This window comes from Pseudomonas sp. Sample_9, assembly GCF_004307535.1.
Classification (GTDB): domain Bacteria; phylum Pseudomonadota; class Gammaproteobacteria; order Pseudomonadales; family Pseudomonadaceae; genus Aquipseudomonas; species Aquipseudomonas mercuritolerans.
The window spans coordinates 20,421-33,909 of sequence record NZ_RAZO01000498.1 but is presented as its reverse complement, the minus strand read 5'-3'; the positions used below and the strand labels follow the sequence as shown (position 1 = coordinate 33,909).

18 protein-coding genes are annotated in these 13,489 nt (G+C 60.4%); 7 read left to right on the top strand and 11 right to left on the bottom strand.

All coding sequences use genetic code 11. The annotated features are described in order from the left end of the window. Nucleotides 1-169 precede the first annotated feature (169 nt). The 5 genes from D6877_RS28475 to D6877_RS28455 all read left to right on the top strand — a co-directional run bounded on the left by D6877_RS28475 (nt 170) and on the right by D6877_RS28455 (nt 3,725). Nucleotides 170-529: a DUF6124 family protein gene (locus D6877_RS28475; protein ID WP_130912846.1), complete on the top strand. Its 360-nt coding sequence runs from the start codon at nt 170-172 to the stop codon at nt 527-529. Nucleotides 530-833: 304 nt separating this feature from the next. After that, nucleotides 834-2,036, top strand: a complete 1,203-nt coding sequence (locus tag D6877_RS28470) for an NAD(P)/FAD-dependent oxidoreductase (protein ID WP_130912845.1) — start codon at nt 834-836, stop codon at nt 2,034-2,036. Between the two features lie 39 nt (nt 2,037-2,075). Then, nucleotides 2,076-3,008, top strand: coding sequence for an MBL fold metallo-hydrolase (locus D6877_RS28465; RefSeq protein WP_130912844.1), 933 nt, complete (start codon nt 2,076-2,078; stop codon nt 3,006-3,008). Nucleotides 3,009-3,152: 144 nt separating this feature from the next. Then, a complete protein-coding gene (locus D6877_RS28460; RefSeq protein WP_016774268.1) occupies nt 3,153-3,392 on the top strand; it encodes a hypothetical protein in 240 nt (79 codons plus the stop codon). Between the two features lie 84 nt (nt 3,393-3,476). Then, nucleotides 3,477-3,725 carry a DUF6555 family protein gene (locus D6877_RS28455; protein ID WP_016774267.1) on the top strand — a complete coding sequence of 83 codons (249 nt, stop codon included), beginning with the start codon at nt 3,477-3,479 and terminating at the stop codon, nt 3,723-3,725. Here D6877_RS28455 and D6877_RS28450 read toward each other — a convergent pair. The 3 genes from D6877_RS28450 to D6877_RS28440 all read right to left on the bottom strand — a co-directional run bounded on the left by D6877_RS28450 (nt 3,722) and on the right by D6877_RS28440 (nt 6,518). After that, complete coding sequence (locus D6877_RS28450) at nt 3,722-4,456, bottom strand: class I SAM-dependent methyltransferase (RefSeq protein WP_130912843.1); 735 nt, start codon at nt 4,454-4,456, stop codon at nt 3,722-3,724. The genes D6877_RS28455 and D6877_RS28450 overlap by 4 nt on opposite strands. A gap of 178 nt (nt 4,457-4,634) precedes the next feature. Then, nucleotides 4,635-5,144, bottom strand: a complete 510-nt coding sequence (locus D6877_RS28445; RefSeq protein ID WP_130912842.1) for a nucleoside deaminase — start codon at nt 5,142-5,144, stop codon at nt 4,635-4,637. A gap of 33 nt (nt 5,145-5,177) precedes the next feature. After that, on the bottom strand, nt 5,178-6,518 hold the full coding sequence (locus D6877_RS28440; protein ID WP_130912841.1) for a nucleobase:cation symporter-2 family protein: 1,341 nt from the start codon (nt 6,516-6,518) through the stop codon (nt 5,178-5,180). A 202-nt stretch (nt 6,519-6,720) separates the two neighbouring features. On the opposite strand from D6877_RS28440, the gene D6877_RS28435 reads away from it, so the two are divergent. Continuing rightward, nucleotides 6,721-7,635 carry a LysR family transcriptional regulator gene (locus tag D6877_RS28435; protein WP_073475410.1) on the top strand — a complete coding sequence of 305 codons (915 nt, stop codon included), beginning with the start codon at nt 6,721-6,723 and terminating at the stop codon, nt 7,633-7,635. On the opposite strand, the gene D6877_RS28430 is transcribed toward D6877_RS28435, so the two are convergent. Together D6877_RS28430 and D6877_RS28425 are read right to left on the bottom strand one after the other, a co-directional pair. Next, on the bottom strand, nt 7,636-8,061 hold the full coding sequence (locus D6877_RS28430; RefSeq protein ID WP_130912840.1) for a VOC family protein: 426 nt from the start codon (nt 8,059-8,061) through the stop codon (nt 7,636-7,638). It abuts the gene before it with no gap. A 163-nt stretch (nt 8,062-8,224) separates the two neighbouring features. Continuing rightward, the gene (locus tag D6877_RS28425; protein ID WP_130912839.1) at nt 8,225-8,680 is read right to left on the bottom strand and encodes a helix-turn-helix domain-containing protein; all 456 of its coding nucleotides are present in this window, start codon (nt 8,678-8,680) and stop codon (nt 8,225-8,227) included. Between the two features lie 107 nt (nt 8,681-8,787). Between D6877_RS28425 and D6877_RS28420 the strand changes: the two genes are divergently transcribed. Next, nucleotides 8,788-10,011: an MFS transporter gene (locus D6877_RS28420; RefSeq protein ID WP_130912838.1), complete on the top strand. Its 1,224-nt coding sequence runs from the start codon at nt 8,788-8,790 to the stop codon at nt 10,009-10,011. A 112-nt stretch (nt 10,012-10,123) separates the two neighbouring features. Here D6877_RS28420 and D6877_RS29485 read toward each other — a convergent pair whose 3' ends face one another. The 6 genes from D6877_RS29485 to D6877_RS28395 form a co-directional block, all read right to left on the bottom strand. After that, a complete protein-coding gene (locus D6877_RS29485) occupies nt 10,124-10,270 on the bottom strand; it encodes a hypothetical protein (RefSeq protein WP_016774259.1) in 147 nt (48 codons plus the stop codon). After that, on the bottom strand, nt 10,267-11,436 hold the full coding sequence (locus tag D6877_RS28415) for a zinc-dependent alcohol dehydrogenase (protein ID WP_130912837.1): 1,170 nt from the start codon (nt 11,434-11,436) through the stop codon (nt 10,267-10,269). Before D6877_RS28415 ends, D6877_RS29485 begins: the two co-directional genes overlap by 4 nt. Nucleotides 11,437-11,477: 41 nt before the next feature. Further along, nucleotides 11,478-11,705 (bottom strand): PLD nuclease N-terminal domain-containing protein, encoded by a 228-nt coding sequence (locus tag D6877_RS28410; protein WP_024012535.1) that lies wholly within the window; start codon nt 11,703-11,705, stop codon nt 11,478-11,480. Between the two features lie 86 nt (nt 11,706-11,791). Next, a complete protein-coding gene (locus D6877_RS28405; RefSeq protein WP_024012534.1) occupies nt 11,792-12,247 on the bottom strand; it encodes a YetF domain-containing protein in 456 nt (151 codons plus the stop codon). Nucleotides 12,248-12,254: 7 nt separating this feature from the next. Further along, the gene (locus D6877_RS28400; RefSeq protein ID WP_130912836.1) at nt 12,255-12,773 is read right to left on the bottom strand and encodes a hypothetical protein; all 519 of its coding nucleotides are present in this window, start codon (nt 12,771-12,773) and stop codon (nt 12,255-12,257) included. Continuing rightward, the gene (locus D6877_RS28395) at nt 12,770-13,279 is read right to left on the bottom strand and encodes a CinA family protein (RefSeq protein ID WP_130912835.1); all 510 of its coding nucleotides are present in this window, start codon (nt 13,277-13,279) and stop codon (nt 12,770-12,772) included. The genes D6877_RS28400 and D6877_RS28395 overlap by 4 nt, the downstream gene beginning before the upstream one ends. Nucleotides 13,280-13,489: the final 210 nt, after the last annotated feature.

The window sequence follows — 13,489 nt, the reverse complement described above, 5'->3', positions numbered from 1 at the left end:
TTGAGTGAGCTGATCGTCAATCGCGTGCTCGACAGCCGACGCGTGTCGAACTAGCTGGCAACCCAGGCACGAGGGGGCATGCTCCCTCACTGCCAGCGGACGCGCCACTGCTGTGGCGCGGCATCCTCTTATCCAGACGCTCAAGCCGCTCTCATCGGAGTTTCAGCTGATGTCACAGACACCGCCCCATCCGCCGGTCACCGACCCGGTATCGCCTTACGAATCCTTCCATTCAAAAAAACTTCATGACGCCGCCGAGCGCGCGCTCGACCATTACCTCGCGCCGGCCAAGGTCAACGCCACGCCTTACAGTCCCAACACGCTGTTTATGGTCAACCCGGAATCCGACACCGAATCCTTGCTGGTCAATGCGTGCGAATCCCTGGCGTCCGCCACGGTGATGCTCGGTGATTTCGCCGAGATGCTGGAAGGCTCACGGCGCAATACGCTGTTAGGCATTGCACAGGTGGTCATGCTGGGGGAATTGGCCGTCAACAAAGCGTTGGATAACGTAGTGCCCACCGACTGAACAACGGCATCGGCCGTGCAGGCGTGCTGGCGCCCTGCGCGGCGATGTTCGTTTCGAACAACACCTCGCCCGGTATTCCCACCTCGCCCCCCCATACCTTCGTATACCCCTCTTCCACCCATGCGTACCCCACGCACACCGATGGACAACTGCGCCCGCATCCTCCCCGCCCTAGCATGACTCTCGACGGCGAACGATTGAGCGCCAGGTAGTACGGCAAGCAGTTGCGGCGGCCACTGATCGTCACGCCAGAGTCCGCGCCGGGCTCGGGTGTCATCCATCCATCAGCGTCAGGGAGCACATTATGAAACAGCAATTATTGGTGATCGGTGCAGGGTTCGGCGGGCTGTGGAGCGCGCTGAGCGCTGCGCGTTTGCTGGATATGCATGCCCGTCAGGATGTCGAGATCACGCTGCTCGCCCCGCAAGCCGAATTGCGTATTCGCCCGCGCTTCTACGAGCCGGACGTGCACAGCATGTACGCGCCGCTCGACGCGCTGTTCGATGCGGTGGGTGTGCGCTTCGTCAAAGGCACCGCTGAAAGCATCGACGCCCGGGCGCGCCGAGTCGGTTACCGCGACGAGGCCGGGCGTCCGGGTGAACTGGCCTACGATCGGCTGGTTCTCGCCAGCGGCAGCCAGCTCGCTCGGCCTCCGGTGCCTGGCCTCAAGGAGCATGCGTTCGATGTCGATCAGATCGAATCCTCGGCGCGTCTGGAACGCCATCTCATCGCCCTCGGCAACCAACCGCCCAGTGTTGCGCGCAACACCGTGGTGGTCGCCGGTGGCGGTTTCACCGGGATTGAAACTGCGACGGAAATGCCGGCGCGCCTGCGTGCGATCATCGGTGAGGATCAAGACCTGCGCGTGATCATTGTCGATCGCAGCAAGGACATCGCCGCGACCATGGGTGATGGCATTCGCCCGTCGATCATCGAGGCGTCCACTGACCTGGGTATCGAATGGATCGTCGATGCCAGCGTTGCCGCTGTGGATGCCAATGGCGTCACCCTCGCCGATGGCCGCCACATCGAAAGCCACACCGTGATCTGGACCGTAGGTTTCCGCGCCAGCCCGCTCACCGAACAACTCGACGCCGAACGCGATGGCCAGGGCCGCCTGCACGTCGATGGCAACCTCAAGGTGCAAGGCATCGATCACGTCTTTGCCGCTGGTGATGTCGCTCGCGCCGCCACAGACGACCTCGGCAACTATGCCGCGATGTCTTGCCAGCACGCGATCAGCTTGGGTCGCTACGCCGGCAACAACGCCGCCGCCGATCTCCTCGGCGTCGCTCCGACAATGTATCGCCAGCCCAAGTACGTGACTTGCCTGGATCTGGGCGCCTGGGGCGCGGTGTACACGGAAGGCTGGGATCGTCAGCTGAAACTGGTGAAGGCCGAAGCCAAAGAGCTGAAGACGCAGATCAACACGGTGTGGATCTACCCGCCCGCCGCCGATCGTCGCGCTGCCCTCGCGGCCGCCGATCCGCTGATCCCTGTAGCCTGATTTCACCTCCGCTTTAGCCCTGAAAACAAGGAGAACACCATGACCCTGCATCTGGATTCCTTCACCGCCAACCGCGCGGTGGCCCTGCAAACCCAAAGCGAAGAACTGGTGCCGTCGCGCTACGCCCTGCGCCTGGGCGACATTGACGTGATGGTGATCAGCGACGGCGTGTTGCCGTTGCCGACCCAGACCATGTCAACCAATGCCGACCCCGCCGACCGTGCCGCCTGGTTCAAGGAAATGTATCTGGGCCCTGACGCCTTTGACTGGGCGCTCAACGTGCTGGTGGTGCGTAGCGGCGAACAAGTCATCCTCGTCGACGCCGGCCTCGGTGGCCAATTCCCCGGTTTCCCGCGTGCCGGGCAGTTCCCCAAGCGCCTGGCCGCTGCCGGGGTGGATCTCGCCGACATCACTGATATCGTCATCACGCACATGCACATGGACCATATCGGCGGCCTGCTGGTCGACTCGGTGAAGAGCCGTCTGCGTCAAGACGTACGCATCCACGTCACCGCTGCCGAAGTGAATTTCTGGTCCACGCCAGACTTCACCAGCACCGACATGCCCGCACCAGTACCAGACGTCCTGCGCAGCACCGCCAACGCGTTCATCGACCACTATGAAAGCAAATTGCACATCTTCGAAGACGAATGCCAGGTTGCACCTGGCGTAGTTGCAAAACTCACCGGTGGTCATACGCCAGGGCACTGCGTGGTCTACGTCAACTCCGGTGGCGAGCGCCTGACCTTTGCCGGTGACGCGTTGTTCCCGGTGGCGTTCGATCACCCCGACTGGCACAACGGTTTCGAACACGATCCGGCCAAATCGGTGGAAGTGCGCGTGCGCATGCTCAAGGAAGCCGCCGCCAGCGGCGAGCTGTTCGTCGCCACGCATCTGGCCTTCCCTTCGGTGGGTAGGGTCGCGATCAATGGTGCTGCTTTCCGTTGGATACCTGCGATTTGGGATTACTGATTGCGCGCCTGAAATCTTCGCCCGGCTTCTGCCGGGCGAAACCTTCTTCACCGCCATTGCGACGCAGAGCCGTGCGGGCGGTGACCATCCTTCGGTTGCTGTGTACCCTTTCCGTATCCAAAAATCTGTGCAGAGGACAGAGCGTTGGCATATCTGGATTGGGTGCAATGGCCGGCGATGCTGGTCACCGTTCTGGCCGCCTGGCTGATCGGTTCGCAACGACCGCAACGGCGCATGAGCGGTTTCGTTTGTTTCAGTCTGAGCAATTTGCTGTGGGTGATCTGGGGCGTCCATGCCGGGGCTTACGCGCTGATCGTTCTGCAGCTTTGCCTGTTCCTGATGAACCTGCGCGGCTTCATGAAGAACCGCGTTTTAGAGCGCTGAATGACGCTGATCATCCGGCCAGAAAATCCTTTGAATTTTTCTTGTCGGACAAAATCATTTACGTATGAGCGTAAGGAGGAACTCATGCGTAGCACCGATATTTTCGTCATCGAATACAAACATCACGACCAGCCAAAATCATTCGTCATCCGCGCCAAGAGTATGCGCAACGCCGACGCTTGGCATTGGGCGAGCTGTGACGCCGGTATTGCGCCGATTCCGAAACCGGGTAAACCACCGTTGAAAGTGGTTTCCAAACCCCAGGCCGAGCGCTATGGGATCACCGACGTGAAATGGCGCGAGACGGCAGCGCTGGACTGGACGGAGGCTTAGGCAAGTCGGGTCGCCTGGCTGAGCTTGCACGTCAGCCAGGCGCTCCAGAACAAACTGCTGAAAAACCGTGTTGCATCGCCGAACCCGGCACCATGTAACAAGGCCTGCACCGCCGCCTCCGAGTGCGGCGGATCAGCGCCCTGCAAAATCTTCCCGAGTTTCGCCTGCACCTCGTCAGCGGTTGCGCCCTGCTGTCGCCAGCGCTGGCTCCAGGCTTGCAGCAGCAACGGTTGACTGGCGTAAGCGTAATGATTGCCGGCCACGATCAATGGCGCGCCGGGTTTGAGGCGGGCCTGAATGGAGCACAGTATTTGTTGCTTGGCCTCGTCACCGCCCAGGTGATGGAGTACACCGATCAGGGTGGCGGCATCGAAAGATGCGTCGGCCGGCAAGTCTTCGACATGACCGAGATGTATCTGGACTCTGTGCGATAGATCATTGGCGCGCAGATGTTCGGTCGCAGCATCAAGCATCGGCCCGGAAGGATCGACCGCAGTGAAGTGCCAATCCGGCTCCAGCGCGGCCATCGCGATAATTTCCTGCGCAGTGCCCCCCGCGCCCACCACCAGCACGTTTGCCGGACGCGACTGCCCAAGGCTGGCGGCGAGCATACAGGCCGACAGGTCGTGACAGGCATCGTAGCCAGCCAGGGCAATGCGGCTTTGCCGGGCATATTCATTGGCGCGGGAGGTGTCGAATTTGCCGGCGGCGTCAGTGGCGGGTTGGGTCATGGCGATTCTCCTTGTCTTTGCGACACGCTACGCGGTGAGCGTGGAGAAGAAAAATCCAATGATTTCATGGGGGGCATTCCGCTGGGGAATGTGTGGATGTCATCCCGACGAAGTAAAAGTGATGCAGAGCGTCAGCGGATGCATCCCCACGCAGGAGCGTGGGAACGATCCATAACAACTAAGACCAGAACCCTTTATGCGGTTCAGCCGCCTCTGCCTCCAGCATCGGCCCGAAAACGCTCACCGTGCGCTGCCCTCTGGCAAACACTTCGCGACACGGCAACGAGAACGTCGGGTTCTCCGGATGATCGCCGGTCAGCCCGAGCAAAGCATGTTCCGACAACGCATACACCACTCGCCCGACACCGGTCCAATACACCGCGCCCGCGCACATGCAGCAAGGTTCGGCGCTGGTGTACAGCGTGCACGCTTCCAGCTCTGCAGGTGACAACCGCTTCGCCGCCGCAGCCACCGCGACCAGTTCGGCATGCTGGGTGGGATCACCCTCCGGCGGCATCGAATTGTTGCCCGCTTCGGCAATGACCTTGCCGTCGCGGTCCGCCACCAGCGCCGCAAACGGGTGCCGGCCACGTTGTTTCGACGCCTGCGACAGGGCGATGGTCTGGCGCAGCAATGCCAGGTCCAGATCGCTGACGCCGGCCGGAACAAGCTGAGTGAATTGATTCATGGGTAACTCCTGGGCAGTGAGAAAAGACAAATGTCAGTCGGCCAGTTCGGCTGCGGATGCGCCGACGGCGTCGGTCGATGGTTTTTGTTTGTTGAGCAGTACATTGAGCAGAATGGCGGTGATCGCACCGAGGAAAATGCCGCTGTCGAGCACCAGTTTCAGCGTCGGGCCGACGTGTTCGAACAGGGCCGGAAACGACATTGGCAGGACGCCGACGCTGACCGACACCGCAACAATAATGGCGTTGCGTGTGCCTTCGAACTGCACCCGTGACAGTTCCTGAATGCCCGCCACCGTGGTCATGCCGAACATGACGATCGCGCAGCCGCCCAGCACTGGAGTGGGCACCGCCGCAATCAACGCGCCGAGCTTGGGGAACAAGCCCATCAGCACCATGATCGCGCCAGCGGCCGCGACGACGAAGCGGCTCTTGATGCTCGAAAGTGCAATCAGGCCGGTGTTTTGCGTGAAGGCGTTATAGGGAAAACTGTTGAACAGGCCACCGAGCATGGTCGACATGCCGTCGGCGCGGAAGGCGTTGCCGAGGGTCTGCTGCGTAGTCGGTTTGCCGACCAGTTTGCCGATGGCCAGGCAGTTGCCAGTGGTCTCGGCCATGATCACCAGCATCGCCAGGGTCATGATCAGAATCGGTACCAGAGAAAATTCCGGCGCACCGAACGCCATTGGCGCGCTCAACTCGAACCACGCCGCCTCGCTGACCCGATTGAAGTGCGTCATGCCACAGGCGGCAGCGATCAGGCTGCCGACAAACAAGCCGATGAGCACACTGAGGTTGCCGATGAAGCCGCTGAATTTCGCATAAATCACCAGCGTCACACTGACCGTGGCCAGGCCCAGCAGCAGATTGGCCGGGCGACCGAAGTCAGGCGAATCGGGATTACCACCACCCAGCCAGATTGCCGCCGCCGGCATCAGTGAAATACCGATGATGGTGATCAGGCTGCCAATCACCACGGGCGGAAAGAATCGCAGCAAGCGGCTGAACACCGGCGCCAGTGCGATGGTCAGGAAGCCGGCGGCGATCACCGCCCCGAAGATCTGGCTGAGGCCGAACTCCTTGCCGATCATGATCATCGGCGCCAGCGCAATGAACGAGCAACCCTGAATCAACGGTAAACGCGCGCCGAACTTCCAGAAACCGAGGGTCTGAATCAGCGTCGCCACACCGGACGTCAGCAGGTTGGCGTTGATCAGTAAAACCACCTGAGCCGACGTCAGCCCCATCGCACTGCCGAGAATCAGCGGCACCGCCACCGCTCCCGCATACATCACCAGAACATGCTGCAGACCGAAGGTGAAAAGCTGCCGCAGGGGCAACACCTCATCGACCGGGTGAACGCGTTGTGTAGTCATGGCACAAGCTCCTGAAGGGGCAGCGTTGGTTGTAATCGCGGGCGCTCAGGGACAGATGCACAGAGAGAATCGGCCCCGGCGTTCGAAGACGCGAGGTCATCCTTGAATGTTTTTAACGATGAAACAAATTGGCAACCATCGCTTTTTTCGATGGCAAAGACGCGGCACAATCGCCGTCTCGCTCAACCTCGGAGTACACCGCGTGCGCTTCTCACTCGATCAGTTGCTGATGTTCGTCCAAGTGGTGAAAAGCGGCTCGTTCTCCGCCGCCGGGCGCAAGCTGGGCAAGACGCAATCGACTATCAGCGCAGCGATTGCCAATCTGGAAACCGACCTTGGTGTCGAGTTGTTCGACCGCAGCAATCGCAGCCCTGCCCTCACCGCCAGCGGGCATAAATTGCTGGTGCAGGCAGAGGCAGTACTAGAGCGCTGCATGACCTTCGAGGCCCACGCCGATTGCCTCTCGGACAGCGTCGAACCGAGCCTGACCCTGGCGATTGAAACGCCGTACGGCCCGATCATGCCGGTGCTGCAAGCGTTCGAGCAGGCCTTCCCGTTTGTCGATCTGATCATTCGTCACCCGGTCTACGGCGATGTCAGCGAACTGGTCAGCAGTGGCGAGGCGGTGCTGGGCGTGGCGTTTTCGCAACCGGGCTATCCTCGGGAACTGGCGTTCCAGCAGCTGGGCAAACTGATCATGCTGCACGTCTGTCATCCCGATCATCCGCTGGCGAAACTGGACAACGTCACCTTCGACGATTTGCACGTGCATCGGCGCCTGGCGTTCAGTGCGCACGCCAGCAAACTGCCGAGCAGTGAATACCTGCGCTCGACGCAACTGTGGCAAGCGGAAAGCTATCTGGCCCTGCTGGAAATGGTCCGCGCCGGCCTCGGCTGGGCGACCCTGCCGCGCCAGCTGATCCAGCGTGAACTGGGCAATGGCGAACTGGTCGAGTTGCAGCTGTCGGCGTACCCGCATACCGACTGGCAAATCGGCGTCGACCTGTTATGGGCACGCCAACGGCCGCTGGGCACCGCCGAGCGCTGGCTGAAGGAAAAGCTGCAGGCCACCAAGGTTTATGAACGCGATCGCAACGGCCAGATCACTACGCTGTGATCATTTGGCAAACACCTGACTCATGTCCTTGAACGCCTTGAATTCCAGCGCATTGCCGCAGGGATCGAGCAGAAACATGGTCGCCTGTTCGCCGACCTGACCCTTGAATCGAATGTAGGGCTCGATCACAAATTGCGTGCCGAATGACTTCAGTCGCTCGGCCAGTGCCTCCCATTGCTCCCACTGCAAAATGATGCCGAAGTGCGGGACCGGTACGTCGTGACCGTCTACCGGGTTGCTGTTGACGCTTCGCTGGGCAGCCGTTTTCGGCTGTTCGTGGATGACCAATTGGTGGCCGTAGAAGTTGAAGTCGACCCATTGCGCGCTGGATCGGCCCTCCTCCAGGCCGAACACTTCACCGTAAAAACGCCGGCAAGCGGCAAGATCGTAGACCGGGATGGCGAGGTGGAAAGGTGAAAGGCTCATCAGGCACTCCCGTAGTCGCGTTGCTGGAAATATGGCAACGGCGCACCGCTGCTGATCGAGGATCGAAAACAGCCTAGATCAAAACCCGGCGGTTGCCGACTCGACTTTTCATGCCATGGAGATAGCGCGGCTGTGAATACACGCCACGGCTAAATGCCCGGCTTCATTGCCGGCGCGTCACCACTTTTCGGTGACAGTCCGCCGGGGCCAGCACCGCGCCCGCTCTGGAGCGCACGACGATTGTCTCAACGGGCTCGGCCCGTTCGTTGTCGAGCAGAATCGAGTGCTCCTCGCCTTCCGCAAACAGAAAGCGCTCGCCCCACTGCCGCAGGCTGACGACGATGGGGAATACCGCGCGGCCCATGTCGGTGAGCACGTATTCCTTGTAGGCACTGCCGTCTGACGCGGGCCGAAGCTCCAGCACGCCCAACTCGACGAGCATTTTCAGTTTGACCGTGAGGATGTTCTTGGCCAGGCCCAGACGCTTCTGGAATTCACTGAAACGGCGCACGTCATCGAACGCGTCGCGAATGATCATCAAGGCCCAGCGATCGCCAATGGCTTCGAGGGTTCGGGCCACCGGGCATTCGCTCTGCGCCAATGTTTGTTGTCGGGCCATGTGGTTCCTGATGGATCGGTTATTGAATGTGGTTGCATTTAACAACCCGAATGAATAAAGATCAACGTATCGGTTTCAATTCAAAACCACACTACGAGGAAGCAAGGATGCCCTGCCAGACGCAAACCCTGGTCAATGCGCAAGCCGCAGCTGACAGCGCAACGACCGGGCTGAGTCGTTTGCAGACTTTTCTCTTTGCGATCACCTGCGCCATGGCGGTGGCCAATGTTTACTTCGCGCAGCCATTGCTGGAATCGATGGCCGCCAGCCTCGGGGTTTCACCCGGTGCAATCGGCGTTGTGGTCACGGCCACGCAAGCCGGATATGCCGTGGGGCTGCTGTTCATTGTGCCGCTGGGTGATCTGCTCGATCGCAAGAAACTCATCGTCAGCCAACTGCTGTTGTCTGCAACGGCGCTGTGTGCCGTGGGGCTTTCAGAGAGTTGGGGCATGCTGCTCGGCGCCATGATGCTGGTGGGATTGCTGGCAGTGGTGGTGCAAGTGGTGGTCGCCTGCACCGCCAGCCTTGCTCGCCCGCAGCAGCGCGGCGCCGCCGTAGGCACCGTCACCAGTGGCGTGGTACTGGGCATTTTGCTGGCGCGTTTCGTTTCCGGCGTAGTGGCTGATCTGGCCGGTTGGCGCGGCGTGTATTTTGTCTCGGCAGTCATGATGGTCGGCTTGGCCCTGCTGTTATGGCGCACCCTACCCGCCTCGGCAAAACCGCCCGCACAAGGCAGCTACTGGCGACTGCTGCGCTCGGTATTGGAATTGTTTTTGACTGAGCGGGTACTGCGCGTCCGCGGCATCTTCGCCCTGCTGATTTTCGCCGCCTTCAGTGTGTTGTGGACGTCGATGGTGCTGCCGCTCAGCGCCCCGCCCCTGTCGTTGTCCCACACGCAGATCGGCCTGTTTGGTCTGGCCGGAGTGGCGGGCGCGCTCGCGGCCACACGGGCTGGGCGCCTGGCCGATCGCGGCTTGGGCAATCGCACCACTGGCATCGCCTTGGCGCTGTTGACGCTGTCCTGGCTGCCCATCGCATTTGTCGACAGTTCTCTGCTGGCGATGACCGTCGGAGTGATCCTCCTAGACTTCGCCGTGCAAGCGGTGCACGTCACCAACCAAAGCCTGATCTTCGCCGCACGGCCCGATGCGCAGAGCCGACTGGTCGGTGCGTATATGTGCTTTTACTCGGTGGGCAGTGGTTTGGGCGCGATCGCGGCGACGTATACCTATGCGCAATATGGCTGGGTGGCGGTGTGTTTTCTCGGAGGCGGGATCAGTGCTGTGGCGCTGACGTATTGGGTGTGGCTGGAGTACGTTTCACATCAATGAACCAATGCGGGAGCGAGCCTGCTCGCGAAGACGGAGCATCAGTCAGCAGCGAATTGTCTGACCTGACGCCTTCGCGAGCAGGCTCGCTCCAACAAGGATTATTTGCCAGCGATTACTTGCCCTCCTCGGGCTTTTCGGTCTGCATCTGCACCGACGGTTTGCTTTTGTCACCGTCCTTGTTGGGTGCATCGTTGGAATCGAAGCAGCCGCTCAACAGAAACATTGAGCAGAACCCCAGACATACGCAGATTTTTTTCATGACGATCTCCTGTCAGCAGTGGTATCGCTACCCGGTTCAAGCTTGACCTTGATCCAGCCGGATTGATGTTGATCAAACGCCTTGAACGCCGAAATCGCGTCAGTCAAAGGCTCGTCCTGAGTCAGCACTTTCGCTGGGTCGACGCGCCCGGCGAGGGTCATTTCGATCAGCTTGGGAATGTATTTGCGGTGATGACAGTTGCCCATGTTGATGCGTACGTTCTTGTTCATCGCCTCGCCAATCGGGAAGCTGTCGAACCCGGCGGGATAGACACCGATGATGGAAATCGTGCCGGCCTTGGCCACGGTCTTGACCGCCCACTCCAGCGCTTGCGAAGGCGCATCGCCCGGTTGCCACTGCGCAGGATGATGATGGCCATGATGGGAATGGTTGGCGTCGATGCCCACGGCCTCGATCACCCGATCCACGCCAATTTCCGCAGTCAGGCGCGCAATGATTTCAACTGGATCTTCCTTCTCGAAGTTGATGCACTCGGCACCCAAAGCCTGCGCGCGAGCGAGGCGATCTTCCAGGCCATCGATGGCGAACACCCGGCCGGCGCCCATCAGCTTCGCGCTGATAATCGCAAACAGCCCGACCGGCCCGCAGCCGAACACCGCCACCGTGTCGCCGTCCTTGATCCGTGCCATGTCGGCGCCGAACCAGGCAGTGGGAAAGATATCCGACATGGCAATCGCCTGATCGTCGGTGATGGCGTCCGGCAGCTTGATCAGGCCGATGTTGGCGAAAGGGATGCGCGCTTTCTCGGCTTGCAGGCCATCGAACGGCCCGGTGGTTTTCGGCCCGCCAAAAAATGACGTGCCAGCGGTTTTACCGTTGGGGTTGGCCACGTCGCACTGGGCGAAATAGCCGGCGCGGCAGTACGAGCAGTTGCCGCAGGCAATGGTCGAGGGAATGAGCACGCGATCGCCTACCTTGAGGTTGCGCACGTCTTCACCCAGCGCTTCGACAATCCCCACGCCCTCGTGTCCGAGGATCGTGCCGGGCTGCATGTCCGGCGCACTGCCGCGAATGAAATGCAGATCGGTGCCGCAAATGGCCGACGCGGTCAGCCTGACAATGGCATCGGTCGGCGCTTGAATGGTTGGCTCGGGCACATCGTCCAGGCGGATATCGCCGACGCCATGAAATACAACAGCTTTCATAGTTCACCTCCAATTTTCCGGATGTGCGCAAATCAGGGTTCTTAACCCTTACTGTGCTCCGGCGACGAAGGCCCTTCCTTGACGCCGCGCGGGCCGGCGATGCCCCACACGATCAGGCCGAGCACCGGGAATACGATCAGACCGATCGCCCAGGCGGCTTTGACGCCGACGCTTTTGTTGCTGCGAAACACACTGACAATCGCCCACAGATCAACCAGCAGAATGATCACCGCCACGGCGATGGAGAAGTAACTCGCTGCCTCGTTCATTTCGCAATCCTCCGATGACTTGTAAGCATTGGGCTGTGAGGCTTTTCCAGCGTTCAAAAAAATTGCGGCCGTGGGGCGCCAAATGTTCAGCCGCCTTCCGGATCCTGGCGGATCACGGAAATCTTGCCGTTGCGCTCGATGATTGCGAATTTGATCTGGTCGATGGTTTCTATGCCCTGACTGGAGCGCGCCGCCTCCATGACATCCGCCTCGACCAACCGCGCATGGCGCAGGCGTCGGTGCAACAGCTTGCCGTTCTCGACAATGATCGTCGGCTCGCCATCGATCAGCCGCGACACCCAACTGGAACGCTGTTTGAGCAGGGAAAAACCGACATCCACAGCGATCAGCGTAATGATCACCAGAAACGCATTGGTCAGAGAAAAATCATCACCGAGCAGCGCTTGCTGGGTGGCTTCACCGATGATCATCAGCAGGACGAAATCAAATGTCGTCAGCTCGGCCAGCGAACGCCGGCCGGCAATTTTGAACAGCACCATCAGTGCCAGATACATCGCGAGTGCGCGCAACACCGAGTCCATGGGTCACCTATGGATAAATAAATTGAGTGAGCTTCACTTCGCTCGAGCCCGGCACGCGGATATGGCTGCGAAACAGGCCCAATCCGTCACCGCGCAGCGTCACATAGAGCGTCGCCTGGCCCTGGGCATCCGCCTGCAACCACAAGCGCATGCCCTGTTTTGAGCTGCGCATACGCACCGGGGCCGGTTGCATGGTTTCGACGCTGAAGCCATCGAGCATCTCGCCACCGATGTCGAGTTCGACAGTGGCTTCAGGCGCCGTGTGCACGCTGAGTTTCAGCGGGTTGGTCGAGCCGTTGCGGTGGAACATCTCGTATTCGACCTGGACTTTGCCATCGTCGCTGCGGGCGTCCTGCGAACTGAGCACGCCCCGGGAAAACAGCCCCAACAGACCGAGCAGCATGCACAGCACCAGCAGGTACCAACCGATGTGCTCGAAGCGCCAGACCTTCAACTGATAGGCCATGTCCTCCTGCACCGGGAATCGTCGGCTTTGCAGATCGGGATGCTCAGCGTCAGGCTTCATCGGCGCCACCCTCCTTCGCCGCGCAAGGCGCGACGGTGATAGTCCGGCAACTGCTGCAGGGCGAATTCAGAAGCGAGGGTCTGCACTTCACTGCGCGATCCGGCGAACCATTGTTGGGTGCTGAACAAAAAATGTTTGTCATCGAACTGGAATGCCCAGGCGAAACACACCGTACCGGCCTTGATGCCGTCCATATCGTCGGGTCCGAGAATGCCGGTGGTGGCGACGGCGACGTTGGCCGTGCTGTCGCGCAACGCACCGATGGCCATTTCACTGGCCACTTCAACGCTGGTCAGATTGAAGGTGTCCATGGTCGCCGGGCTGACGTGCAGCAGGCGCTGCTTGGCTTGCGGCGAATAGACCACATAGCCGCACTCGATCAGCTCGCCGCTGCCGGGCACTTCCGACAGCAACATGACAATTTCCCCGGCCGTGCAGGATTCGGCGGTGGTGATGGTCAGTGAATGATGGCGCAGGTATTCAATCGTTTCCTTGGCGATGGACATGGCATGTTCTCAAAGCTGTTATTGCCGGTTGACCGCTCGCTGCGCGGATCATTCCGCCGGATTGGATGAGCGTGTAAGCGCCTCTTGCCGAGAAAGTTTTCCGCCCCGTTCGGCGCGATCACCTACCCTCATAGACTGTGTGATCCACTTGAGCCCGCCGCCCCCATGCGCTGTTCATTCAAGTCGTTGTTTTTCATTCTGTTCCTACTG

What these genes read in the sequence shown, in the direction of transcription:
- D6877_RS28465 (WP_130912844.1), top strand. Translation starts at nt 2,076, where the DNA reads ATGACCCTGCATCTGGATTCCTTCACCGCCAACCGCGCGGTGGCCCTG.
- D6877_RS28445 (WP_130912842.1), bottom strand. Translation starts at nt 5,144, where the DNA reads ATGAATCAATTCACTCAGCTTGTTCCGGCCGGCGTCAGCGATCTGGAC.
- D6877_RS28405 (WP_024012534.1), bottom strand. Translation starts at nt 12,247, where the DNA reads ATGGACTCGGTGTTGCGCGCACTCGCGATGTATCTGGCACTGATGGTG.
- D6877_RS28455 (WP_016774267.1), top strand. Translation starts at nt 3,477, where the DNA reads ATGCGTAGCACCGATATTTTCGTCATCGAATACAAACATCACGACCAG.
- D6877_RS28420 (WP_130912838.1), top strand. Translation starts at nt 8,788, where the DNA reads ATGCCCTGCCAGACGCAAACCCTGGTCAATGCGCAAGCCGCAGCTGAC.
- D6877_RS28415 (WP_130912837.1), bottom strand. Translation starts at nt 11,436, where the DNA reads ATGAAAGCTGTTGTATTTCATGGCGTCGGCGATATCCGCCTGGACGAT.
- D6877_RS28400 (WP_130912836.1), bottom strand. Translation starts at nt 12,773, where the DNA reads ATGAAGCCTGACGCTGAGCATCCCGATCTGCAAAGCCGACGATTCCCG.
- D6877_RS28430 (WP_130912840.1), bottom strand. Translation starts at nt 8,061, where the DNA reads ATGAGCCTTTCACCTTTCCACCTCGCCATCCCGGTCTACGATCTTGCC.
- D6877_RS28475 (WP_130912846.1), top strand. Translation starts at nt 170, where the DNA reads ATGTCACAGACACCGCCCCATCCGCCGGTCACCGACCCGGTATCGCCT.
- D6877_RS28450 (WP_130912843.1), bottom strand. Translation starts at nt 4,456, where the DNA reads ATGACCCAACCCGCCACTGACGCCGCCGGCAAATTCGACACCTCCCGC.
- D6877_RS28410 (WP_024012535.1), bottom strand. Translation starts at nt 11,705, where the DNA reads ATGAACGAGGCAGCGAGTTACTTCTCCATCGCCGTGGCGGTGATCATT.
- D6877_RS29485 (WP_016774259.1), bottom strand. Translation starts at nt 10,270, where the DNA reads ATGAAAAAAATCTGCGTATGTCTGGGGTTCTGCTCAATGTTTCTGTTG.
- D6877_RS28470 (WP_130912845.1), top strand. Translation starts at nt 834, where the DNA reads ATGAAACAGCAATTATTGGTGATCGGTGCAGGGTTCGGCGGGCTGTGG.
- D6877_RS28425 (WP_130912839.1), bottom strand. Translation starts at nt 8,680, where the DNA reads ATGGCCCGACAACAAACATTGGCGCAGAGCGAATGCCCGGTGGCCCGA.
- D6877_RS28395 (WP_130912835.1), bottom strand. Translation starts at nt 13,279, where the DNA reads ATGTCCATCGCCAAGGAAACGATTGAATACCTGCGCCATCATTCACTG.
- D6877_RS28440 (WP_130912841.1), bottom strand. Translation starts at nt 6,518, where the DNA reads ATGACTACACAACGCGTTCACCCGGTCGATGAGGTGTTGCCCCTGCGG.